Raw genomic sequence first — 22,071 nt, forward strand, 5'->3', positions numbered from 1 at the left:
TATTTCATCTTCCTTTGAGAAATCAGCCGCGCGGATCAAGCGCGTCACGCAGCCCGTCACCGAGCAGGTTGAAGGCGAGCACGATCAGACAGATGGCTCCACCTGGAAAGATCGACATCCATGGCGCCTGTTCGAGAAAATTCTTGGCGGTGTTCAGCATCGACCCCCAGGATGGGTTCGGCGGTTGCTGACCGATACCGAGAAAGCTCAGCGCGGCTTCCGAGATGATCGCCGTCGCAATCGAGATCGTCGCCTGCACGATGATTGGCGGCAGAATGTTGGGCAGCACATAGCGGATGATGATCCAGCGATGCGGCAGACCGATCGCTCTTGCGCCTTCCACATAATCCTCGGTTTTGGTGACAAGCACCTGTCCGCGCCCGAGGCGGATGAAAATCGGTGTGGCGGCAAGGCCGATGGCGATCATGGCATGGGTGAGCGAGGGCCCGAGAAAGGCGGCGATCGAGATTGCCAGAACAAGCGAGGGAATGGCCAGCACCGCTTCTGCAACACGTGAGATGCAGGCATCCAGCATCCCACCGAAATAGCCGGCAATGAGGCCAAGCGGCGTGCCGATGGCAAGTGCAACACAGACGGAAACGACGCCCGCCATCAGCGAGGCACGCGCACCATAGAAGATGCGTGTCATGATATCGCGGCCAAGCTCGTCGGTTCCGAAGGGATGAACAAGGCTCGGCGGTTGCCGCACGGCCAGATAATCCGGCTTCACCGGATCATAGGGCGACAGGACACCGGCAAAGATCGCCAGAAGCACGAGAACCAGTACGACGATCAGACCGGCAACGGCCCCCTTGTTCTTCAGGAAGCGCTCAAGGCTGCGATTGCGCCGCTTGACAGAGGGCCGTCCGGCCAAAGGCGCGGCAGCAGGTGCGGAAGCGTTCGAAGTGCTACTCATCAGCCCTTCCTCAGTTTCGGATTGATCAGGATGTAGAGCATGTCTGCCAGCAGATTGAGCAGGATGAAGGCGATGGCCGTACACAGCACGACGCCCTGCACCACGGCGTAATCACGGGTGAAGACGCCATCGACCATCAACTTTCCGAAGCCTGGAATGGTGAAGATCTGCTCGGTCAGAACCGCACCGGCCATCAGCTCGCCGAACAGCAGCGTCACCATGGTGACCACCGGCATCAGCGCATTGCGGAAGCCATGCCGGAGCACAACGGCGGGCCGGCGCAGCCCCTTGGCCCGGGCAGTGCGAATATAGTCGGAGCGCAGCGCCTCGATCATGGCTGACCGGGTGTGACGCATGAGATAGGCCGCAATTGGCGTCGACAGCACGAAAGCGGGCATGATGATCAGCTTGAGAAACCTGACCGGATCCTCCGTGATCGACACGAAGCCACCGGAGGGCAGCCACTTCAGATGCACGGCGACAACAAGGATAAGAATGATGCCGAGCCAGAAATTCGGGATCGACATGCCGGCAAGACCGAAGGCATTGACCACATAGTCGGTGCCTGTGCCCTTGCGGGTGGCGGCAAAGATGCCGGCAGGAATGCCGATCAGTATGGCCAGCACCATGGCTGCGGCGGAAAGCTGAAGCGTCACCGGCAATTTCTGGGCGATCAGCGTCGTTACCGGAACTTCGGTTCTGAGCGAGTGGCCGAGATTTCCGTGCAGCACATCACTGATCCAGTAACCATACTGAACCCAGAGCGGATCGTTGAGATGATACTGTTCCCGCAAAAGCGCGAGCACGGCCGGATCGCGTTCCTCCCCTGCAAAGATCAGGGCAGGATCGCCCGGCATCAGTTTCTGCATCAAAAACACGATGACAGAGACGATGAAAAGCGTCGGTATGGCGATGAGTAAGCGGCGAAGCAGGAGATTGAGCATGACAGATCTTCGGCGATGGCGACGCCCCGGCACGGGCCGGAGCGCCGCGTCTGGTCGCGGTTACTGGGCGAGCGAAACGTCCTTCAGGCGGATGACGCCATCGGAATAGGGAACAAAGCCCTCAAGCTTGTCGGAATAGGCGTAGGCCCACAGCTCGTTGTAGAGGAAGATGTAGGGGCGTTCCTGCATCATGATATCCATGAACTGCTTGTAGTATTCCTTGCGCTCGGCCTCGTCCGATGTCTCGCGCGCCTTGGCAAACAGTGCGTCAACCTCCGGCGAGCAATAGCCGGTGTCGTTCAGAGAGCTGCCGCACAGGGCGAAGTTGGAGAAATTGCCGTCGGGGTCGACGCGTCCGGCCCATCCGGCCTGGCCGATGTCGAAATTGCCATCGGCAAGGGCGGCCTGCAGTGCGGAAAACTCGCTGGCCTTGAGCTTGACGTCAAAGCCTGCTTCCCCCGCCATGGCCTGGATCAGTTCCATCACCTGCTGCATCAGCGTGTTGTTGCCATAGATGATCTCGACCGTCGGATGTTCGTAGCCGGCCTCCTTCAGCAGCGCCTTGGCCTTTTCGACATCACGCGGATGCGAGCGGCTGTCGTCATAGGCGAAATGGAGCGGCGAGAAGGGCTGGAAATCGGGCTGCAGCAACCCCTGACCGGCAACCTGATTGATGACATCGCGGTCGATCGCGAGATCGAAGGCCTCACGGACCCGCACATCCTTCGCCATCGGGCTGTCGCCCTTCAGGTTGATTTCAAGGCCGCGCCAGCCAAGGCTCGGAACGGTGGCAAAGCCGAGTTCCGGATCATTCTTGACCGAAGCAACATCGCTGGGGGCCACGCGTTCGATCAACTGGAAAGCGCCGGAGCGCAGATTGGCAAGGCGAACCGTTGCATCCGGCACGGGCATATAGGTCACCGTGTCGAAGTGGAAATGGTCGGCATCGTAATAGGTCGGATCCTTCTCCAGCACGATCTTGTCGTTCTGGACACGCTCCTTGAACTTGTAGGGGCCGACGCAGACCGGATTCTGGGCAAAGTCATCCTTGGCGAAGGCGGTCGGCGACAGCATCATGCCCGGCTGACCGGTCAGCTGCGACATCAGCGTGCTGTCAGGGGCCTTGAGATGGAGCGTCACGGTCAGAGGATCAATGACCTCGACATTGTCGACCGAGATCAGCTCGGCCTTGCGCAGGCTGCCCTCAAGCGTCATCGAGCGATCGAAATTCGCCTTGACGGCGTCTGCATTGAACGGCGTCCCGTCCTGAAAGGTTACACCATCACGCAGATGGAAGGTCAGATCCTTCTGATCGTCGGAAAGATCCCAGCTGGTTGCAAGCTCGGGCACATATTTGAGATTGGAATCGACATCGACCAGCGTATCGCACATCGACTGGAACACGACCTTGCCGACGAAGGTGCGCGAGCGGTCCGGATCGAGAAGATCGGGATCATCCTGCAAACCGATGGTGATATCCTGGGCGAGAGCGGCCGAGGCGCCTGCCATCGTGGCAAGCAGCGCAATGGCACTGACGGACAATTTCATACGAGCTGTTCCTTTCATTGCTTTATGGGATATTGATGCGTTTCAGTTTCAGTCCGGGAGGGTCTCGGGGGTCAGCGCCTGCCGGGCGCGATAGAGCTGCAGGCGCTGTTCAAGCTTTGACGGGACGGCCATCTCCGCTGCTGCCTTCGGGCGAGATTGTCGGATTTCGGCATAGAAATGACAGGCTGCCTGGTGACCATTTCCGACATCGCGAAGATGCGGGACTTCTGTCAGGCACCGTTCCCGCGCGAAGGGACAGCGCGGATGGAAGCTGCAGCCGGAAGGGACATTGGCCGCATCCGGCAGATCCCCTTCGGCGGCCGAACGCGCCTGCCGCGCGGCGGGCGACGACACGGGAACGGCCGCCATCAGGCTCTGCGTGTAGGGATGAAGCGGCGCACCATAGAGGTCTTCCACCGGGCCGATCTCGACGATCTGACCGAGATACATGACCGCGACGCGATCGCTCATATGGCGCACGACGACGAGATCATGGGCGACGATGATCATCGTCAGTCCGAATTCGTGCTTCAGATCTTCGAGAAGATTGATGATCTGGGCCTGGACCGAAACATCCAGTGCGGAAACCGGCTCATCGCCGATGATGAGCTTCGGATCACCGGCGAGCGCGCGGGCAATGCCGATACGCTGGCGCTGTCCACCGGAAAACTCATGCGGATAGAGATCCGCCTGATCCGGCCTCAGCCCGACGCGGGCCATGAGATCAAGCACTTTGTTGCGACGCTCCTTGCCGCTGAGGCGGCCCTCGAGCCAGATCGGCTCACCGATGATCTCGGCGACGGTCATGCGCGGGTTGAGCGAGGAGAACGGGTCCTGAAAAATCATCTGCGCCTGACGGCGGAAGGCGCGCTTGGCACCGCCCTTCAGCGCAGCGACATCCTGGCCCTCAAACACCACCCGTCCCTCGCTGAGGGCGATGAGGTCCAAGAGCAGGCGCGACAGTGTCGACTTGCCACAACCGCTCTCGCCGACAATGGCAAAGGTTTCTCCGTGGCGGATCTCCAGATTGACCGCACTGACCGCATGAACGGGCCGTGGCGCCTTCAAGAGATTGGTGCGGCTGAGGAAGGTCTTGCTGACGCCATCAGCGCGCAGGATGATTTCGGAAGTCATGCGGAAGGCTCCAGGGCGATTGCCGTCGTGTTCTCTTCGATGGGCGCATGAAAGCAGGCAACTGAATGATCGCTGCCGAGATCCGTCATCGGCGGCTTTTCGGCAAAGCAGCGCGCCGAGGCGAAGGGACAGCGCGGCGCAAAACGACAGCCAACAGGAAAATCGGCCGGCGCCGGAACATTGCCGTCGATCGTGGCCAGCCGCCCGGCGCGCGCGCCCATCGTCGGCATCGCACCGAACAGACCGATCGTGTAGGGATGCTGCGGATCCTCGAAGATCGCCTCCGTCGTGCCGCTTTCGACGATCCTGCCCGCATACATCACGACAAGCCGGTCGGCGACCTCGGCCACCACGCGCAGGTCATGGGTGATCATCACCACGGCGGTTCCGGTTTCACGCTGCATTTCTTTCATCAGATCGAGGATCTGGGCCTGAATGGTCACATCCAGGGCCGTGGTCGGCTCGTCAGCGATCAGCAGTTTCGGATTGTTGATCAGCGCCATGGCAATCATGATGCGCTGGCGCTGACCGCCGGACATCTGGTGCGGATAGGCGTGAAAACGCCGTTCGGGCGCCGGAACACCGACCCGCCGCAGCATGTCGATCACCTCGTCCCTGATGTCTGCGCGGCTTCCCGGACGATGGCGCCGGATCGCCTCCCCAATCTGATAGCCGACGGTGTAGGATGGATTGAGCGACGTCATCGGCTCCTGAAAGATCATCGCGATCTCGTTGCCACGGATATCCTCGCGCCGCCGCTCGCTGACCTTGAGCAAATCCTGCCCCGCAACCCTGATTTCGCCGGCCATGCGCGGCGCCGACAGCAGCCCCATGATCGCCAGCGACGTCAGGCTCTTGCCACAACCGCTTTCGCCGACGATGCAGAGCATTTCACCGCTACGGACCGAAAAGGACACCTGATCGACGATATCGGGCATGTCCGGGCCGGAAAAACTGATGCACAGATCGCGCAGTTCAAGCACGGCTTCGCCCGCGTGATCATCTGGTCGATTCAACATCATACTCCTGCAGTGAAAGCCGTTCGGAATTCATTGTATGCAAGAAGTATTCACGAAATTTCGTGTTGTGAAATAGCGATCCGCGAAAATTTCATGAAATTCAGTCGAAAAACATCGATTTGCACCGTTTTTGAGCAACAATTCGCAATTTCAGCGATATTTGCCGAAATCTCGACCATCCTGATTTTAGTCAATATTGAATATTTTATATTATGAAATATTTTCACGCTCAAAAGCCGCCGCACTCAAAGGCATGCCCTTCCGCGGTCGTCATCCTCAGACAGGAGGCTGAACATCAAAAGGCGCAGAGAGGTGGTTGGCACGTTCATCTGCCGTGAACAACGACGATCATGTTCTCGGACGCGCTTTCGTCTCATCGGCCCAGCTGGCCGTACCAACGCGAGACACGTCAGCCGTCAACTGATGGCAACAGCTGTATGTGACTTCAAAATATGCTCTTTTAGGCTGATTTCAGTGCATCACCATTTGATCTTGAGGCCAATATTGCCTCCATAACCATAGGAACCACTGTTGAGTCCTGAAGAGGCGGCAAGTTCGGCATAGGCACTGAAGTGTAGCTTGGCGGTCCGCCAGTCGTAGGACATGCCGAGCGCAATATCGCCGGACCAGTCATCGGGTTGCGAGGTGAAATTGTAGAGCTCGGAAACGGTCGCGCTCGTCTCGCCGAGAAACTCATGACTGAGGCCCGCGGTCCCGTAGAGGCGTGCCGAACGGGCCCGGCCCGCCGCATCCTGCCACGCGCTGGCCTTTTCCAGCTCAATCCCGACACGGCCAAGAAGGCTCTGTCCGCGGTCGAAATCCACCTTGTCGGAATAGGCGCCCGTAAAGCCGTCAATGGAGACGGAGGTAAAGGAAAGCTGCGCCTGCGGCGTCAGTGAAACACCCTCTGCAACCACGATGCTCTGGCCTATTTCCGCCGAGAGACCGTAACCGAAGGCATCGCTGTCTTCCGGGGAAAACACCAGGTCGTCGGCCTTCAGCTCGCTGGTGAACCAGGTCATATCGGCCTGTCCGTCGAAATAGAAGCCGCCGGTTGAAAACCAGGTGGTTGTGGCGCCCAAGCCCCATCCCGTCGGGCGGATTTTGGAGTCTCCGTAACGGGAATGGATAGTTGCTTCGCCATTTCTGTAGCTGCCCGTCAGACCGGCGACCAGAATGCCGGCATCATTGTCGACGAGAAGGCCGTCCAACCCGGTCTGCAGTTCAAACTGCGAGAGATCACTGTCATAGCTGGTGGTGCTGTCTTGCGGATCGTTGTGACTGAACGCGCTATGGACGCGCCCCCAAACGGCATCCAAAGCGGGGCCGGACGAAAGCGCTGTGCCATGGTCGTAGCGCCCGCCCGTTCGCCCGGAAAGCGACGGCATCCGCATCATGTCGAGAACGACCGATGGATAAGCTTCGTAAAGTGGCACATAAGGCTGCAGCGTCACGCCGGCCGCAATCCATTGCCGCAGGTTGCGGCTGTCGCTGAAATCGAGGGTCTGAATTTCCTCGAAAGAAACACGGCCAGAGGATGACAGATAGTAGCCGAAGCTAAGATAGGGGGCATAGACGCTCGTATTCTTGTTCAGCACGAGTTGATAGGCGTAGACCGAAGCAAAATATATCCCCCCTTCAAGAACAAAGGCGTTATCCGACGACAGGTCCGCTGGGTCGAGCGCGATCAGCAGCGTGTACCCGCCGACAGGATTACCGGAATTGGCGGCATTGATGGAGATCGTAGTCGAACCGGAGACCTGTCCGTTGAGAGAAAGCGTATCGCTTCCATATATCGTGTAAGACGACATCCGGTGAAAGTCGACATCAAGAACAACCGAGCCGCCATTGCCGGTATAGTTTCCGCTGACCAGGAGCGAAGTGTGTGTCACGCCATCGGCAAGGTTGAGCGTTCCACCACCGAGCATGAAATTGCCACCGACGGTAACCTGGCCAGAACCTTTCACTTGAAATTCGGAGAGCCCGGAAGCGGAAACGGAAACACGGGGTTCGATGACCATATCGCTGACGAGTTGAACATTGCCGTTGAGTGTGCTGTCACCCGCGCTTGTGTCAATCGTCAGGGTTGAGCCCCCTGCGATCCACAGATCGCCAAAACCACTGGAGCCAGTCGTGTCGAGATCAAGGCGTCCGCTCATTTCGATTGCGGAATCCTGAAGATAGATCACCTCCCAGTTCGTCAGCCTTGATGCATCGATCTTGCCGGTGACCCCCTGATACTGCAGGTAATCGGAAGCAGAATCGGCATCGCCGCCATCGAGAGCATAGGTTGAAGGGTCAGGCAGTTGCAGTTGCTCGTTAGCGATTTCTGAGCCGAAATAGGCTGCATCACCACTGCCCTGGCCAAAGAATGTGCCGTAGAAGGCCCCGCCAGACCACAAAAATAGATCGAGGCCCTGATCGGTCGGCAGCGTCGCGGGATCCCGGGACTGATCGTAGTCGCCATAGACATTTCCAGTGAAGGTTCCACCTGATATGGCAAATGTGGAGTCGCCGCTCCCCATCATCGCGGCACCTGTAACCGTTCCCGATGTGCTGACGATGAACGAGCGCGCCCAGCCCTCGGCACCTTTCCAGATCGAATAACCGTTGCTTGCAGCCGATGCATCAACAACCATTTCTGCGCCGATAGTGATACGGATATTGTCGGAAATGGTCGTCACCGTGCTGTCAGAGGGGATGCCAATGGCGGCCTTTGCGTCACCGCTCGCAGTGATAAGCCCTCTGGAAAGGTCAACTTTCGTCGACTTGCTGTTGGCGCTGTTGGAAACGCCGATACCAAGACTGTCCGTTCCAGACACCTGGATCGTGCCCTCAGTCATGGAAATCGAAACTTCGCCCGCCCCGACGTTACGGGCAGAAAGTCCATGACTTGCCGTGCCGCTGGTTGTAATGGCACCTCCCTCCAAGGTCAGTGTCACCGTGCCGGTACTCGCGATATTGTCGATTTCGCTCGCCACGCCGGGGGATAAATTGCCGGTTGTTATGACGCTGCCGCCAGACATGGTTGTGCTGGCATTGCCGTAGCTGGCCAAGGCCGCAAGCGCAGCGGCTCCGTCCTGCGCGAATGTCACCGTCCCGCCTGTCATGGTGATAGTGGCATCGGTCAATACAGTCGCCAAGGCGTGAACCGAGCCGTTTACCGTGGCGTCAGAACTGCTTCCGTCGGTAATCTTGACCGATGCCTTTCCCAGCTTGGATTGGGCCAGAATATCTCCGTTCACCGTGAGGTATTGGGTCATCAAAAGGCTCGCGAGCGATGAGTTGTCGCTGATCGCCCCGATCGTGATATCGCCGTTCACAGTCATTGCCGGGTTCTTGAGCTCGATCGTGCCGCCCTCGACATAGGTGATCCCGGGATAATTCGACATGGTACATTCAACGGCAGTCGTGGCGGAAATCACGTCGCCACAGACCCCGTCTTCGGCCTTCGCGACGCCTGCACCGCAAGCCACCAGGGTGGCCAGTGCCACGGAGGCCAGGAGCGGCAATGGCTCGGCGCCGGTTGCCAAGCGGAGTATCTCTGTCGATCGCATTGTTGCTCTCATTGGTTGAATGCAATCGAACATACACACTCTCGATAAGAGCAATCACCAAAAGAATTTGCAATGTAAAAACAACATTTATTGATGTTGCAATCGTGCAACTTTAGGGCGCATGATGTCTCCCATGTAAGCAATTCAGATTAAGATGACATCGCCGATGTTCGGACTTGTCAATAATGACATCAATCAATAGAACGGTTGAATGATCCAGACCTTCTTACCTTTCGGATGGTGAATGCAGCCGGCGTAACCCGCTTTTTCCGCCGCAAATTTCGAGCGGCAAGAGCTGTCCGGTCCCGGACGGGGCAATCTGCATGGCAATCTTGTCATCGCCGGCCGGCCTGCCGTCCAGAGCGCGAGCCATGGCCACCCGGCTCTGTCTCAAACATGTTTTAGTCGGAAAGAGAAATCCAGACACAGCGGAGATCCCGGAATGAACGGTCACGACGACAAACGACGATCGGCCGAACCCGTCGACGCCTGGCCACCCGCCCCGCCCCTGTCGTCCTGGACGATAGCCCTCGGCGGCGCCGTGTCGCTCGCAATTGCGATGGGAATTGGCCGTTTCGCGTTCACGCCGATCCTGCCAATGATGATCCATGACGGTTCGCTGGATTTGTCGCTGGGAACAACACTCGCGAGCGCCAACTATTTGGGTTACCTCGCCGGTGCAATGCTCTGCATGGGATTACCGCGGCTCTGGTCCAGCGCAGCCCTGACCAGATGGGGTCTGGCGCTTACCGTCCTGCTGACGGCTGGCATGCTTTTCAGAAACCACCTTGGATGGATTGGCTTCCGCTTCGCGGCGGGTCTGGTGAGTGCGGTGGTTCTCGTCCACACATCAAAATGGTGTCTTGGCTTGCTTGCCGCGAAGGGGCGGCCCGCCTTGGGGAGTATCATGTTTACAGGCGTTGGCCTTGGCATAGCCCTGTCAGGTCTTGCGGTTTCCGGCATGGTGCAACTTGGGTGGCAATCGAATGCCGGATGGATTTGCTTTGCACTGATATCCGCTCTTTTGACCATATTGGTATGGAAAGTCTTCAGAACCAGCGAGGTGCCCTATGTCCACAGAGCGACTTCTATATCCGCGCATGATGACCTCCCGGAAAACGCAGCCGAAATGACCTTGTTCTCTATTGCCTATGGCCTGGCCGGCTTTGGCTATATTGTGACAGCGACATTTCTCCCGGTGATTGCCCGAGCGACCCTTCCGCCTGCGGCTTCATCCTGGCTGGATCTGTTCTGGCCGGCTTTTGGGCTAGCTGCCGTGACGGGATCTCTCATCGTCGTTCGCACGGACTGGCTGCGCGATCCGCGACTCGCCCTGACATTCTGCTACGTGATCGAGGCCCTGGGCGTCTTTGGAGCCATGGTCGTGCCCACCGTCTCCGGCTTCTTCGTCAGCAGCATATTGGCCGGGCTCCCCTTCAATGCGATCAACTTCTACACAATGCGTGAGGTCACGCGACTTCGCCCGCATCATGCGGCGCGCTATATGGGAATGCTGACCGCGCTGTTCAGTATCGGGCAGATCGCCGGCCCTCCCCTTGTCGATGCAATTTTAGGCTTCTCACCTACGCAGCAAGCTGGCTTTGCTACATCTTTGGGAATTGCCGCAGCAGCACTTTTGACGGGTGCGGCAATCTTTCTGTTCCTGGCCTGGAAATGGCCAATTCGCGACACCGCTCTCTGAAGCGGCCGTTTGCTCCATCGTCTTTGAGAGCAAGAACGATCGAATCTCAACGGAAAAATGCATTAAAAATAATTTCAAATTGGAATTTATCAGCGATCACGAAGCACGATAGGAACTCCGACCTAGAGCGCCGTGCGTCCTTTTGGACGCAGCAGGACGCTCGATCTTATGGAATCGACGCATCGTTCTTTTCGTAAATCGATTCCGATTTTCGATCCGATGTGCCAAAGCGCGCCGTGCCGGCGCGCATCAACAAAACGGAGAACCTACAATGCCTATCGGAGTCTGGGCGCTGACTGCGGCCGCCCTTGCTATTGGCATGGCAGAATTCGTCATCGTCGGCATTCTGCCTCAGATTGCCAAGGATACGAATGTCAGCCTTGCCACCGCCGGCCTGACCGTCAGCATCTATGCTCTGGCTGTTGCGGTCGCCGCCCCCTTGCTGACGGCGCTTACCGGCCGCCTCGACCGCAAGAAGCTTGTGCTGGCCCTGATGGGGCTGTTCATGGCGGCGAACCTGGTCTCGGCGCTGGCACCCAGCTTTTCCATTCTGCTTTTCGGGCGGATCCTCTCCGGCATTGTTCAAGGGGTCTTCTATTCGATCGCAACCGTGGTCGCGGCTCAACTCGTGCCGAAGGACAAGGCGGGGCAAGCGATCGCCACCATGTTCACCGGGATCACGCTCGCACTGATTTCCGGTGTTCCCGCAGGCGCGTTCATCGCCAACGCATTTGGATGGCGTGCGACTTTCTTTGCTGTGACGGGGATTGGGCTCCTATCCTTCGTCGCGCTCATCGCATTGCTTCCGGCAGATCTGGAACGCCCCGTCTCCGCGTCTTTTGCAGAGCAGCTGTCGGTGGTCTTCAAACCACGTCTGACATTGCTTTTCGCCATCACCTGCGTCGGCTATGGCGGTTCCTTCGTCGCCTTTACCTATCTGTCTCCGATCCTGGAAACCTTCACGGGCATGACGCCAAACGGCATCGGAACCTTGCTGTTTTTCTACGGTGTCGCCGTGGCGATCGGCAACCTGATCTGCGCGCGCATTGCTGACAGAACGGGCGCCATGCCGGTTCTGCTCGGCATCTATGCCATCATGGCTGCCGCTCTCCTTGCCCTGATCCCACTTTCAGGCAATCTTTGGACTGTTACGCCTCTGGTCATCCTTTGGGGCATTGTTGCTTTCGGCTCTGTCTCAATCCTGCAGCTTTATGCCGTCAGGCAGGCCGCGCTGATTGCACCGCGCGCCATCAATGCGACGTCAAGCATGAATATATCGGCCTTCAATCTTGGCATCGCCCTTGGCGCCGGCGGTGGCGGCATGGTCGTCAATCATCTGGGACTGGCAATGACCGGCCCGGTAGCAGGCATTGTCGTTCTCGCCGGACTGCTGCTGGCACTTGTCAGCGCCACGATCGACAGACGCCATTGTGCCCGGTTGCGTGATGGCAATGGCGGCGAATGCCCCGACGATCTCGCAACGGCCTGAAAAGGAAGGGGCGGTCCTTATGCGGCCGCCTTTTCTGCATCCACGGCCAATGCGCGGAGGGTCTCAAGCAAAGGGGAAGGATCGTTGCGCCGCCAGGCCAGAGCAACACTGAGGACGGGCGCCGGTTCTTCCAGATCGACAATATGCATGTCATCACTGGTCGCACAATCGATCCGATTGCTGACGAAGCTGACCCCCATGCCCGCCTCGACCAGGCAGAGACAGGTCTGCCCCTCCGTGCAGTCCTTGACACGCGGCCGAAATCCGGAAACGGCGCAGGCGCGAATGATCTCGTCATGAACACCTGGATTCTGAGCGCGCGGCGGGATGATAAAGGTGTCGCTGGCGAAAGCGGAAAGCGGAAGCGGGCCACCGGCATAGCCCTTCATGTGCGGATGGCAGGCGGGAACAGCCAGGCGCATTTTCTGCGCATGGATCTCGCGCATGTCGAGTTCCGGGTCACTTGCCGGTGCCAGCAGAAAGCCGGCATCAATATCCGCCGCCAGCAAGGCCTGACACTGGGCATCCGTCGGCAGCTCGCGAATTGAGACCTCGATCTCGGGATGCGAAACGCGAAAGCCGCGGATCACCTGCGGGAAAACCGTCTGCATCGCCAGCGGCGTGACGCCAATGGAAAAGCGACCGCTCTTTTCTGCAATCGCATGTCGCACCGCCCGCTGCACTTCATCGAGATGCCTGAGCAAGCCGTCGGCCTCGCGTCGCAAGACAACACCTGACGCTGTCAGTGAAACCCGCCGTGTCGTGCGCTCGAAAAGCTTCACGCCGAGCTTGTGCTCAAGCTGTGCAACGGTCTTGGTGACAACAGGCTGAGACATGTTCAAAAGCTCGGCAGCCCTGTTGAAATTCAGCGTTTCGGCAACGCGTATGAAACAGCGCAGCTCCTTGATTTCCAATATATCCGCGCTCCATAAAGTCCAGAATGGAATTTCTTTCAATTCAGTTCTGGAATTAATATAGCCGTCATGCGTGGATACGGCAATGGATGCAGCGCCCGAACGCGAGCGGTCGAAGGTCAGTCCGCTGCATTCGCCTTGGCAATGGCATCGTCCAGATGTGCTTTCATCTCGTCGTAGGGAATGCCGCCGACAATTTTTGCGCCATTGATGAAGAAGGATGGCGTTCCCTGGACGTCGAAATCATCGACGGCCTGATCCGTCAGGCTGCGAAGCGCCTGAAACGCGTCCTCATTGGTGACCAGACGGTCAAATTCCGCATCCGATATACCATTTTCCGCGGCAATCGACCTCAGTGTCTGGTTAAGGTCCTGAGCATTGATCAGATCGTCATAATGCGCATAGAAGGAGGCGACGAACTGGTCGTAATTCTCTGCACTCTGCCCTTCAGCCAGCATGAAAATCGCCATGTCGACATTGTTGCGGACGAAGGGACGAAACAGATAGCGGATTTTCCCGGTCTGCACGAACGCCTCGTTGATGCGCGGTGCCACCGTGGTCCGGTACGCGACGCAATGGCTGCAGGTGGGGGACGAATACTCGACCAGCGTGACAGCGGCGGTGCTGCTCCCCTCTGGCCGATCCGCCCGCCCGGCGGCCGCGGAAAGATCGGCATCACCGGCAATCGCCTGTGATGCGAGCACCATCAGGCCCAGCGCGGTCAGGATCGCAGGAAATCGGTATTTGGAAAAATCGCAGAAGCTGCCGTGAATGGTGATCATAGCTGATCCTTTCGTTGCGATCGCTTGCCTGAGCGGTGCAATTGATCTGAACCGGGAGCAAAGCGCCATCGCAAGGTGAAGGAGTCCAGACCATAGCTGATGGCCTCGAAAGCAGTCGCCAACCCGTCATTCAACTATCTTATTGAATAATAGGGTCGCAAGCGTGACAGATTGAAGCGGCCTTCGGACTGCGTTCTGCTCCGCAACGCGAAAAATGCGCAGATTCAATAAGATAGAGCGCTGGCAACCCAGCTGGCGAGGCCATATTGGGCCGCCGCGAAAATGGCATGGGCCACAACGAGGTAGAGCAGCATGACGGCCTGGTTGGGGAGTTTATGCGCCATGACGCCGGCCCCGAGACCGGGAAAGAGAATAAACATGCCTGCGAGCGTGCTGGCGAGAAAGCCGATAATGACGACAGGCCAGACGGTCGGGTGGTGAATGAAGCCGCTGCCCCAGAACAGCAGAAGCAAAACGGCGTAACTGATGCCGATGACGTAATGAAAAGCCCAGCCAAGGGCACGCTGTCCGGCACTGGGCGGTGTGGTGTCGGCGCCGTTCAGGATGAATTGCCCCTGGGTCAAGCCGATCAGCCAGCGGGCGACAACGCCCCAGTTGGTCGGCAGGATTCCGGTCACCCACTTGACGATCATGACCCAGATATCAAGCGCAATTGTCGCGCCAATTCCGACAACCAGTGAAAAGAGGATTACATCACTCATGCCCGTTTCTGTCCTCTGCTTTGTTCAGGCCTGGCCGATGGGCAGATCTTTCTGCCTTCTGCCTTAGCGGCCGGGAATCGTCACGATCGCCATAAGTCAATCATTCAAATATTTTATTGAATGATTGATCGTACTGCAAGAGCCATCTGGCAAGCTGCAGCATTCAAGGCTCCTGCGGCACAGATGGACTGGAGTGGCTCGCTTGCGCTAGAAACCTGTCAAAAAGAGAAACAGACGACGACTATTCGGTTGGCAGCCCGGCGGCCTGCCATTCGGCGACACCATCTGGAAACCGTCGAACATGAAAGCCTTGCCTGGCAAGCAGCAGCGCTGCCTGGGAAGACAGGACACAATAAGGGCCACGGCAATAGGCAATCACCTGCCGTCCGGTGTCCAGTTCGGCGATACGATGCGCCAGATCGGCGACCGGAATGTTGGTCGCCCCCGGCAGGTGTCCGAGACGGTATTCTTCTTCCGGACGGACATCGAGAAGCGTCACACTGCCAGTGTTCAGGAGTTCGATCAGTGCGTCGCGGGAAATTGCCTCCAGTGTTTCAGGGGAGGCAATACTGTCCTGGCGAAGATCGTCCTGAAGCGCACGCTGAAAGGCTGCATAGTGTCGCATTGCCTGAATGACATCCATCACCGGACCCTCGGCCAAACGATACAGAACATGCTTGCCATCCCGGCGTGACTGGACGAAACCGCTGCGGCGCAACTGCTGCAGGTGCTGCGAGGTATTGGCAACGGACAGTCCGGAGATCTCGGCCAAACGCTCAACAGACCTTTCTCCCTGACCAAGATGATCCAGCAAAAGCAACCGGTGTGCGTTTGCCAGCGCTTTGGCGTGTTCACTCAGGTCCTGATAGAATTTCAGATTGAAGTCGCTCATCTGCTCTGCTGCTGTTATCTCGATATCTTAATCTCACGTCCCGCCTGGAGGCGTCAGGTCCTGATTGCGTAAGGCGCCCTTCTGGACCGGCTCGGCAAGATATGACGCGCCAATTAATTCTATTTCAGAATATATATTGATATTGAAATAGAACTTAAACCGCTCTGCCAAGCGCATATATGACCTTTAGCACAATGAACGGCAAGGTCATGCACAGAAAGCTAATCATTATCGGCGCCGGTCCGGCCGGCTACACCGCTGCCATCTACGCCGCGCGCGCAGGGCTGTCTCCTTTGCTTCTGACGGGACTGGAACCGGGCGGTCAGCTCACGATCACCACGGATGTTGAAAACTATCCCGGTTTCGCCGACGCCATTCAGGGGCCATGGCTCGTTGAGCAGATGCGCGATCAGGCGGTCAGGATGGGAACAGAGATCGTCTCGGACCTTGTTACCAGGGCCGACCTTGATGTGGAGCTCCGGCTCCATTGTGACAGCGGCGCTGAATATACCGCCTCTGCCCTGATCATTGCCACCGGCGCCAAAGCGCGCTGGCTGGGCCTGCCGTCTGAAACCCTTTACCAGGGCGGTGGCGTTTCTGCCTGTGCCACATGTGACGGATTTTTCTACCGGGGACGGACAGTGGTGGTCGTGGGCGGAGGCAATACCGCCGTCGAAGAAGCGCTGTTTCTTGCAGGCATCGCTGGCCGGGTGATTCTGGTTCATCGCCGCAACAGTCTGCGCGCAGAGAAAGTCATGCAGGAACGTCTTTTTGCCCATCCGAAGATCGAGGTGATCTGGAACGCAGAAATTGCCGAGATCACCGGGACTGAGACGCCCCGGATCGTCACCGGTGTTCAGCTTCGCGATACCCGCAACGGCGATCTGAAAGAGATCGCCACCGATGGCGTCTTCATTGCCATCGGCCACAGTCCGGCAACCGCTCTCTTCGCCGGTCAGCTGGCACTGAAACCAGGCGGATATATCAGCACCACTCCCGACAGCACGGCGACCACGATACCGGGCGTCTTTGCCGCTGGCGACGTCGCCGACGACCGGTTTCGCCAGGCGGTAACGGCTGCAGGCCAGGGATGCATGGCAGCCCTTGAGGCCGAGCAATATCTTGCCGGCCTGCCGGATCAGCACGCTGCGTGACAATACCGAAACGCCAAGGAGACATTCATGTCCAACGTTACCAAACTCGACAGCAATAATTTCAACAGCTTCATGGAAGGCACCGGCTCGGTGAAGGTGCTTCGTTTCTGGGCAACCTGGTGCAGGCCCTGCATCGCCCTGGAGCCGATCTACAACGATGTTGCGGCAGAACTGAAGGATGATGCCGCCTTTGCAGAAGTCGACATCGATGTCGCGCCTGAAATTGCCGGCGCCTTTGGCATCCGCTCCGTTCCAACGGTGATCATCTTCAAGGATGGCAAGCCGGTTCAAGGCGTTGTCGGGCTCAACCCGAAGGAACGCTATACCGCCGCAATCAAGGCAGCAGCCTGAAAGGACAAGACAATGGCAGAGATGAAACTGACCGCTGCATGGCAGGGTGATTTCAAGGGTCAGGGCAAGATTTCCGGCGACGGCTGGGATGTTACCATCGGCATTCCGGCAGACCTCGGCGGCAGCGGCGCGGGCGCCGATCCGAAGCAGCTCTACACGGCTTCCACGCTGGCATGTTTCACAGCGACCCTGCGCGCCATCACGGCAAACAAGAAAATCCCCGTCGAAACACTTGCCGTGGAGACGTCGGCGGTCGCGACCGACGAGGCCTTCTCGATTGAACACACAGCCCTCCTTCAGTTGAAACAGGCCGCAAGCGACGCGGATATCAAAGCTGCGCAGCGCGCCGTCGAGACTGCGGACAAGATTTGCGCTGTCGGCAACCTGGCGCGCAAGGCGGGCGTTTCGATCCATGCCAAGGCAAATATCTCGATTGCGCCCTGATCCGCGCTGGGCGCGTCAGATCATCTATCGGCGCGCCAATTGTCCGGCCCTTCATATCCATTTTTGAAGAGCCCAGCCGGGGCCGCGACCACGACATCGCGGTCCCGCCGCCACCCCATCCGGCAGAACCAGATCGTAGCCTGCGCACAGAGCCGGAGGCCCCGCTTCAACTGGCGACGGCATTCACGCGTTCTGATCCGTTCTTCCAGTTGCCGGATGACCCATTTTCGGCTCCGAAAAGGCGCGTTGCCGATGCGGATAGGCACCGCCGCTGGGTGAGGGTACCGACTCCGTAAGCTCCCCCTGGTCAACAGAGACGTTCCACGGCATCGCACTGTTCGTTTCATTTCGACACCTCTTGTTGCGCAAACCTGGCGCAACGTATATGCCCGTTGTTAACGACGAGGTGAAAACGATGAAGCGTCCGACTTTACGGGCCATAGCGGAACTGGCCGACGTATCGGTCTCGACGGTTTCGCGATTTTTGCGCGACGATATCTCATTGCGGGCTGAAACGGAGCAACGAATCCGAGCAGCCATGAAGCATGTCGGCTACGATAGCGCCAAGCCCCTTATGTCAGGTGATACGACGGCGCCGCCAAAGAGGCTTGTGATCGGGCTGATCATCCCGAATTCAGCCGACGGCTATTCTGGCACCATCATGGACGAAGTCGTCAAGGCGGCTGCAAGCTATGACATGGATGTACTGGTCACCTCGGCGCTCGAGAGCCCGGTTCAGCAGGCAAAGTGCATGCAGCTTTTCGCCTCAGGCGTTGCAAATGGCATTATCACGTCAGGACAGCTGATTGCACCGCAGCTGTTGCGTTCGATCATCGCAAAAGGGGTGCCCGTCATCATATTCGACGACAAGTTCCAGGGCGATCTCCCTGTTGATTGCGTCATGGTCGACAACTATTCTGGCGCTTATCAGGCAACCTCCCACCTCATCCACCATGGTCACCAGCAAATCGCCTTTGTCGGCGGCATCGCCGAGCTGCATTCGACGAAAGAACGGCTCCGGGGCTGGCGCGATGCTCTTGCCCGTGCCGGCATCGATCCGGACGGGCAGATTGTGCGCATGGGTGAGTTCAGTGAGCAATACGGTCAGGCCATCCTCCCGCATCTCGTTGAACTGACAAATCCACCGACCGCGGTCTTCGCCGCGAGCGACCGCATTGCCATCGGCATTATGATGGCGGCAAGACAGCAAAAAGTCTCCGTGCCCGGGGACCTGTCTGTGGTTGGCTTTGATGATATCGAGGCTGCATCGCTCATCTCGCCACGGCTGACCACCGTGCGTACGCCGCTCGCAACCATGGCCCGCAACTCCATGAAGCTGATGGTCGAACGGATGGCGGACCTGAATGGCGCAACCAGCGATGTGATCGTGCCGGTCGCGCTCACCCCCGGGGAAACTGTTGCGCCGCCCATGCCGGCACGATCGCGTGAAACCCAAGCCGCCAGAAGCTGAACCATCTGCCAGCATCCGCAGCACCGTGTCCGACCACACCGATTGTGGTCGGTTCCAGCATGCTTTTCATAAAAAATTGCGCAAATTTAGCGCAAATTTTTATTAGCGTATTGACTTTGACGCATCCTTATCCGGATATTGCGCTGACTTCGAATTTTCTGACGTGTCGACCGGACTGTCTGGGGCACCGATCCGTCTCACAGACCGCATTGTGAAAGCGCCACAACGATGACCAGCCAACCAGATTTCCGCTTCGGCGTTGATTTCGTGACACTCAACCATCCAGGTTTTTGGGGCTGTGACAGCGAGGCCGGCATTCGCGATATCGCCCGCGCCGATCCCGCCGCCTTTTGGGACAAAGCACTCGACACGGCCGCTGCATCGGGTGTCACGGGGATAGAGCTGACCTTTTCGCCCTTTCACTGGAGCGAAGCGGTTTCGACATTCGGCTCCGTGACACGCTTTGCCGAGGCGCTCGGGTCGCGAAACCTTTCGGTGGCAAGTGGTTTCTTCTCAGACCTGGCAGAAGGACATGACCTATCGGACAGGGCAACCACAGAGCGACTCCTGGAGCGGGCCAGACGCTACGCGGAATTTCTCAGCGCCAGCGGCGCCGATGTCATGGCAGCCGGACTGACGATGCGACAAACGCTTGGTGACCGCCCGGCCCGCATCTACGACCTTGCTGCCGCGCAGGTCGTCGCCGATTTTGTTAACAAGCTCGGCGTTGCCGTGGCCGACCACGGCGTCCGCCTCGCCCTGCATACCGAATCGCATTCAATCTTCGCCATGCCCCGTGACATTGATCTGATGATGATGCTGACCGATCCGGCCTATGTTCATTTCTGCCCGGATTCATCGCATATCCTCATTATGGGTGGCGATCCTGTTTCGGTCATCGATCGCTATCGTGAGCGCATTGTTCTCACACACTGGAAAGATGCCATCGGGCCGATGCCCGCAGACACGCCCATTGATGCCGACATCTTCCTGCGCCATCAGCCCTATTTCTGTGATTTCGGCGCCGGCCGGGTCGATTGGAAGGCCTGGCTTTCAAGAATGCGCGACCGCCACGCGCTAAACTGGCACATTCTTGAGCTCGATGCCGCAGCTGACCCGGCCGCCGCCATTCGCAAGGGCATCGCGTTCTTTCAGACGCTTGCCAGCCAGAATTAAGCAGAAACATTCCCAGTTCAGCGCCTCGCCGTGCCGGATCTTTGGCGCGGCGTATGTCTGCGCCATGCAGGAGACACCAAATGAACGAGACACGCTTCGACGCTATGGTCATAGGATCGGGAGCTGCCGGCTCCTTCGCGGCTCAAGAGCTCACGGCGCAAGGCCTGAAAGTCGTCCTCGTGGAGGCCGGACCCGAAATCGGACCGAAAGACCTGGACCCGGACAAAGCCAAGGAACCGCCAGACCCGATCAACTTCTGGGAACGGGCAAGGGCAACCGTGAAAGGGCAGCATATTCAGTCCCGGGCGGCATTTTTCTCCGAGAGCATGGCCCACCTTTTTGTCAATGATCGCCAGAACAATTATACGACCCCGGCCGATGCACCGTTTCACTGGATTCGGGGCAGGCAGGCCGGGGGCCGACTGCACACCTTCGGCCGGGTATTGATGCGCTGGTCGGACGATGATTTTCGCCTGCACTCTCGCAGTGGCGACGGCGTCGACTGGCCGGTCAGCTACGATGAAATCGCCCCTTTTTACAGTGAGGTCGAGCGAACACTTGGAGTCTACGGCAATCCGGACGGCGTGCCGACCCAGCCGGATGGGGATTTTGCCGGACCCGCAAAGATCACCCCGGCGGAAGAAAGCTTCAAGCTGCGCGTTGAAGGCAAATGGCCAGGGCGACGCGTCACGTCCTGGCGCTATATGGCACCGGACCCCTCACGCATTGCCAAACCCATGCAAAAGGCTCTGGCAAGCGGCAACCTCACCGTACTCTACAATCAGATCGCAAGCCGCATTCTCACGGACGCAGAAACCGGCCTTGCAACGGGTGCCGAGCTGATCGACCGCCATGACAAGAGCAGACGGACCATCCGTGCCGCCGCCGTTGTTCTATGCGCCTCCCCGATCGAAAGCCTTCGCCTGCTGCTGAACTCAGCATCGACTGAACATCCCGCCGGACTTGCCAATGGGTCAGGCCTTCTCGGGCGCTATTTCATGGACCAGCTCCCCTGCATCGCGTCCGGCGAATATCCCGACATGACCGGATTTTCAGGTGATGACAGCCTGCCGCCAGATCCGTTTTACGCCCCGCTCAGTGGTGTTTTCATTCCCCGTTTCGTCGGCGAGAACGGCTATGCCACAAACCGTTTTGACTACCAGATCAGCGTTGGCCGCAAGCCGGTTGCAGCCAGCGCACCGGCGCGGCTCGACTTTTTCGGCTTCGGCATGATGATGCCTTCGCCCGACAATCACATAACGATCAATGCCAGACGGCGCGATGCCTTCGGCATTCCGATCGCGCACATCACCTGCCGCATGAGCGAGGCAGACCGCGCCCTGCTCAAGCAGCAAATAGCCACGCTGGAAGAGATCGTCACCGGGGTCGGCGGACGTCTGGAATTCGTCGGCTCACCGCTCGGGCTGAAAGAAACCGGACGTGGCGCCTATCCCGATCTGCCGCTCTTCTACCGGTTGATGTTTCGCCTGATGTTCAAGCGCACGGTGACCATGGGCTCGGCAATTCATGAATCCGGCGGCGCCCGCATGGGGGAAGACCCGAAGACATCGGTGCTGAACCGGTGGAACCAGAGCTGGGACGTCAAGAACCTCTTCGTCACCGACGCCAGTGCCTTTCCGACCTGTGGCGTTGCCGGCACGACTTTGACCGTGATGGCACTGACACTGCGGGCCTGCCGCCATCTTGGTGAAGAGCTTCGGGCCGGCCGGCTGCACTAGCACGACGCCACCGGCCATCACGGATCTTCGACATCTTGCCTGGGCGCGCTGGAGCGCAACAGGGGCAATCTGGACGTTTTCTGGGCAAGATGACAAAACATTGCGCTATTTTTGCGC

The 22,071-nt window shown here is 58.4% G+C and carries 18 protein-coding genes; 8 read left to right on the top strand and 10 right to left on the bottom strand.

Features of this window, described 5'->3' with window-relative positions; genetic code table 11:
* Nucleotides 1-22: 22 nt before the first annotated feature.
* The 6 genes from HCK86_RS12180 to HCK86_RS12205 form a co-directional block, all read right to left on the bottom strand.
* Nucleotides 23-916 (bottom strand): ABC transporter permease, encoded by an 894-nt coding sequence (locus tag HCK86_RS12180; RefSeq protein WP_176084740.1) that lies wholly within the window; start codon nucleotides 914-916, stop codon nucleotides 23-25.
* Nucleotides 916-1,860, bottom strand: a complete 945-nt coding sequence (locus tag HCK86_RS12185) for an ABC transporter permease (protein ID WP_176084741.1) — start codon at nucleotides 1,858-1,860, stop codon at nucleotides 916-918. Before HCK86_RS12185 ends, HCK86_RS12180 begins: the two co-directional genes overlap by 1 nt.
* Before the next feature lie 60 nt (nucleotides 1,861-1,920).
* Nucleotides 1,921-3,408: an ABC transporter substrate-binding protein gene (locus HCK86_RS12190; RefSeq protein ID WP_176084742.1), complete on the bottom strand. Its 1,488-nt coding sequence runs from the start codon at nucleotides 3,406-3,408 to the stop codon at nucleotides 1,921-1,923.
* A gap of 48 nt (nucleotides 3,409-3,456) precedes the next feature.
* Entirely contained in the window at nucleotides 3,457-4,542 is a 1,086-nt protein-coding gene (locus HCK86_RS12195; protein ID WP_176084743.1) for an oligopeptide/dipeptide ABC transporter ATP-binding protein, read from the bottom strand.
* Nucleotides 4,539-5,561 (bottom strand): ABC transporter ATP-binding protein, encoded by a 1,023-nt coding sequence (locus HCK86_RS12200; RefSeq protein WP_176084744.1) that lies wholly within the window; start codon nucleotides 5,559-5,561, stop codon nucleotides 4,539-4,541. The genes HCK86_RS12195 and HCK86_RS12200 overlap by 4 nt, the downstream gene beginning before the upstream one ends.
* 479 nt (nucleotides 5,562-6,040) lie before the next feature.
* Nucleotides 6,041-9,094, bottom strand: coding sequence for an autotransporter outer membrane beta-barrel domain-containing protein (locus HCK86_RS12205; protein ID WP_176084745.1), 3,054 nt, complete (start codon nucleotides 9,092-9,094; stop codon nucleotides 6,041-6,043).
* Nucleotides 9,095-9,560: 466 nt separating this feature from the next.
* Between HCK86_RS12205 and HCK86_RS12210 the strand changes: the two genes are divergently transcribed.
* Nucleotides 9,561-10,820, top strand: a complete 1,260-nt coding sequence (locus HCK86_RS12210) for a YbfB/YjiJ family MFS transporter (protein ID WP_176084746.1) — start codon at nucleotides 9,561-9,563, stop codon at nucleotides 10,818-10,820.
* Between the two features lie 271 nt (nucleotides 10,821-11,091).
* Nucleotides 11,092-12,309, top strand: coding sequence for an MFS transporter (locus tag HCK86_RS12215; RefSeq protein WP_176084747.1), 1,218 nt, complete (start codon nucleotides 11,092-11,094; stop codon nucleotides 12,307-12,309).
* Between the two features lie 17 nt (nucleotides 12,310-12,326).
* On the opposite strand, the gene HCK86_RS12220 is transcribed toward HCK86_RS12215, so the two are convergent.
* The 4 genes from HCK86_RS12220 to HCK86_RS12235 all read right to left on the bottom strand — a co-directional run bounded on the left by HCK86_RS12220 (nucleotide 12,327) and on the right by HCK86_RS12235 (nucleotide 15,619).
* Nucleotides 12,327-13,223, bottom strand: coding sequence for a LysR family transcriptional regulator (locus tag HCK86_RS12220; protein ID WP_176084748.1), 897 nt, complete (start codon nucleotides 13,221-13,223; stop codon nucleotides 12,327-12,329).
* A 119-nt stretch (nucleotides 13,224-13,342) separates the two neighbouring features.
* The gene (locus HCK86_RS12225; RefSeq protein ID WP_176084749.1) at nucleotides 13,343-14,005 is read right to left on the bottom strand and encodes a thioredoxin domain-containing protein; all 663 of its coding nucleotides are present in this window, start codon (nucleotides 14,003-14,005) and stop codon (nucleotides 13,343-13,345) included.
* A gap of 224 nt (nucleotides 14,006-14,229) precedes the next feature.
* Complete coding sequence (locus HCK86_RS12230; protein WP_176084750.1) at nucleotides 14,230-14,727, bottom strand: DUF2938 family protein; 498 nt, start codon at nucleotides 14,725-14,727, stop codon at nucleotides 14,230-14,232.
* Nucleotides 14,728-14,968: 241 nt separating this feature from the next.
* Nucleotides 14,969-15,619: a metalloregulator ArsR/SmtB family transcription factor gene (locus HCK86_RS12235; protein ID WP_176084751.1), complete on the bottom strand. Its 651-nt coding sequence runs from the start codon at nucleotides 15,617-15,619 to the stop codon at nucleotides 14,969-14,971.
* Nucleotides 15,620-15,828: 209 nt separating this feature from the next.
* Between HCK86_RS12235 and trxB the strand changes: the two genes are divergently transcribed.
* The 6 genes from trxB to HCK86_RS12265 all read left to right on the top strand — a co-directional run bounded on the left by trxB (nucleotide 15,829) and on the right by HCK86_RS12265 (nucleotide 21,954).
* Entirely contained in the window at nucleotides 15,829-16,773 is a 945-nt protein-coding gene (gene trxB, locus HCK86_RS12240) for a thioredoxin-disulfide reductase (protein WP_246739567.1), read from the top strand.
* Between the two features lie 27 nt (nucleotides 16,774-16,800).
* The gene (locus HCK86_RS12245; protein ID WP_176084752.1) at nucleotides 16,801-17,124 is read left to right on the top strand and encodes a thioredoxin family protein; all 324 of its coding nucleotides are present in this window, start codon (nucleotides 16,801-16,803) and stop codon (nucleotides 17,122-17,124) included.
* Between the two features lie 12 nt (nucleotides 17,125-17,136).
* Nucleotides 17,137-17,568 (top strand): OsmC family protein, encoded by a 432-nt coding sequence (locus HCK86_RS12250; protein WP_176084753.1) that lies wholly within the window; start codon nucleotides 17,137-17,139, stop codon nucleotides 17,566-17,568.
* A 361-nt stretch (nucleotides 17,569-17,929) separates the two neighbouring features.
* The gene (locus tag HCK86_RS12255) at nucleotides 17,930-19,039 is read left to right on the top strand and encodes a LacI family DNA-binding transcriptional regulator (protein ID WP_176084754.1); all 1,110 of its coding nucleotides are present in this window, start codon (nucleotides 17,930-17,932) and stop codon (nucleotides 19,037-19,039) included.
* Between the two features lie 228 nt (nucleotides 19,040-19,267).
* Complete coding sequence (locus HCK86_RS12260) at nucleotides 19,268-20,215, top strand: sugar phosphate isomerase/epimerase (RefSeq protein ID WP_176084755.1); 948 nt, start codon at nucleotides 19,268-19,270, stop codon at nucleotides 20,213-20,215.
* 80 nt (nucleotides 20,216-20,295) lie between these two features.
* Nucleotides 20,296-21,954, top strand: coding sequence for a GMC family oxidoreductase (locus HCK86_RS12265; protein WP_176084756.1), 1,659 nt, complete (start codon nucleotides 20,296-20,298; stop codon nucleotides 21,952-21,954).
* The last annotated feature ends 117 nt before the right edge of the window (nucleotides 21,955-22,071 follow it).

The sequence above is a fragment of the Martelella sp. HB161492 genome (genome assembly GCF_013184775.1).
In the GTDB taxonomy this organism is placed as follows: Bacteria; Pseudomonadota; Alphaproteobacteria; order Rhizobiales; family Rhizobiaceae; genus Martelella.

What these genes read in the sequence shown, in the direction of transcription:
- HCK86_RS12180 (WP_176084740.1), bottom strand. Translation starts at nt 916, where the DNA reads ATGAGTAGCACTTCGAACGCTTCCGCACCTGCTGCCGCGCCTTTGGCC.
- HCK86_RS12185 (WP_176084741.1), bottom strand. Translation starts at nt 1,860, where the DNA reads ATGCTCAATCTCCTGCTTCGCCGCTTACTCATCGCCATACCGACGCTT.
- HCK86_RS12190 (WP_176084742.1), bottom strand. Translation starts at nt 3,408, where the DNA reads ATGAAATTGTCCGTCAGTGCCATTGCGCTGCTTGCCACGATGGCAGGC.
- HCK86_RS12195 (WP_176084743.1), bottom strand. Translation starts at nt 4,542, where the DNA reads ATGACTTCCGAAATCATCCTGCGCGCTGATGGCGTCAGCAAGACCTTC.
- HCK86_RS12200 (WP_176084744.1), bottom strand. Translation starts at nt 5,561, where the DNA reads ATGTTGAATCGACCAGATGATCACGCGGGCGAAGCCGTGCTTGAACTG.
- HCK86_RS12210 (WP_176084746.1), top strand. Translation starts at nt 9,561, where the DNA reads ATGAACGGTCACGACGACAAACGACGATCGGCCGAACCCGTCGACGCC.
- HCK86_RS12215 (WP_176084747.1), top strand. Translation starts at nt 11,092, where the DNA reads ATGCCTATCGGAGTCTGGGCGCTGACTGCGGCCGCCCTTGCTATTGGC.
- HCK86_RS12225 (WP_176084749.1), bottom strand. Translation starts at nt 14,005, where the DNA reads ATGATCACCATTCACGGCAGCTTCTGCGATTTTTCCAAATACCGATTT.
- HCK86_RS12230 (WP_176084750.1), bottom strand. Translation starts at nt 14,727, where the DNA reads ATGAGTGATGTAATCCTCTTTTCACTGGTTGTCGGAATTGGCGCGACA.
- HCK86_RS12235 (WP_176084751.1), bottom strand. Translation starts at nt 15,619, where the DNA reads ATGAGCGACTTCAATCTGAAATTCTATCAGGACCTGAGTGAACACGCC.
- trxB (WP_246739567.1), top strand. Translation starts at nt 15,829, where the DNA reads ATGCACAGAAAGCTAATCATTATCGGCGCCGGTCCGGCCGGCTACACC.
- HCK86_RS12245 (WP_176084752.1), top strand. Translation starts at nt 16,801, where the DNA reads ATGTCCAACGTTACCAAACTCGACAGCAATAATTTCAACAGCTTCATG.
- HCK86_RS12250 (WP_176084753.1), top strand. Translation starts at nt 17,137, where the DNA reads ATGGCAGAGATGAAACTGACCGCTGCATGGCAGGGTGATTTCAAGGGT.
- HCK86_RS12260 (WP_176084755.1), top strand. Translation starts at nt 19,268, where the DNA reads ATGACCAGCCAACCAGATTTCCGCTTCGGCGTTGATTTCGTGACACTC.
- HCK86_RS12265 (WP_176084756.1), top strand. Translation starts at nt 20,296, where the DNA reads ATGAACGAGACACGCTTCGACGCTATGGTCATAGGATCGGGAGCTGCC.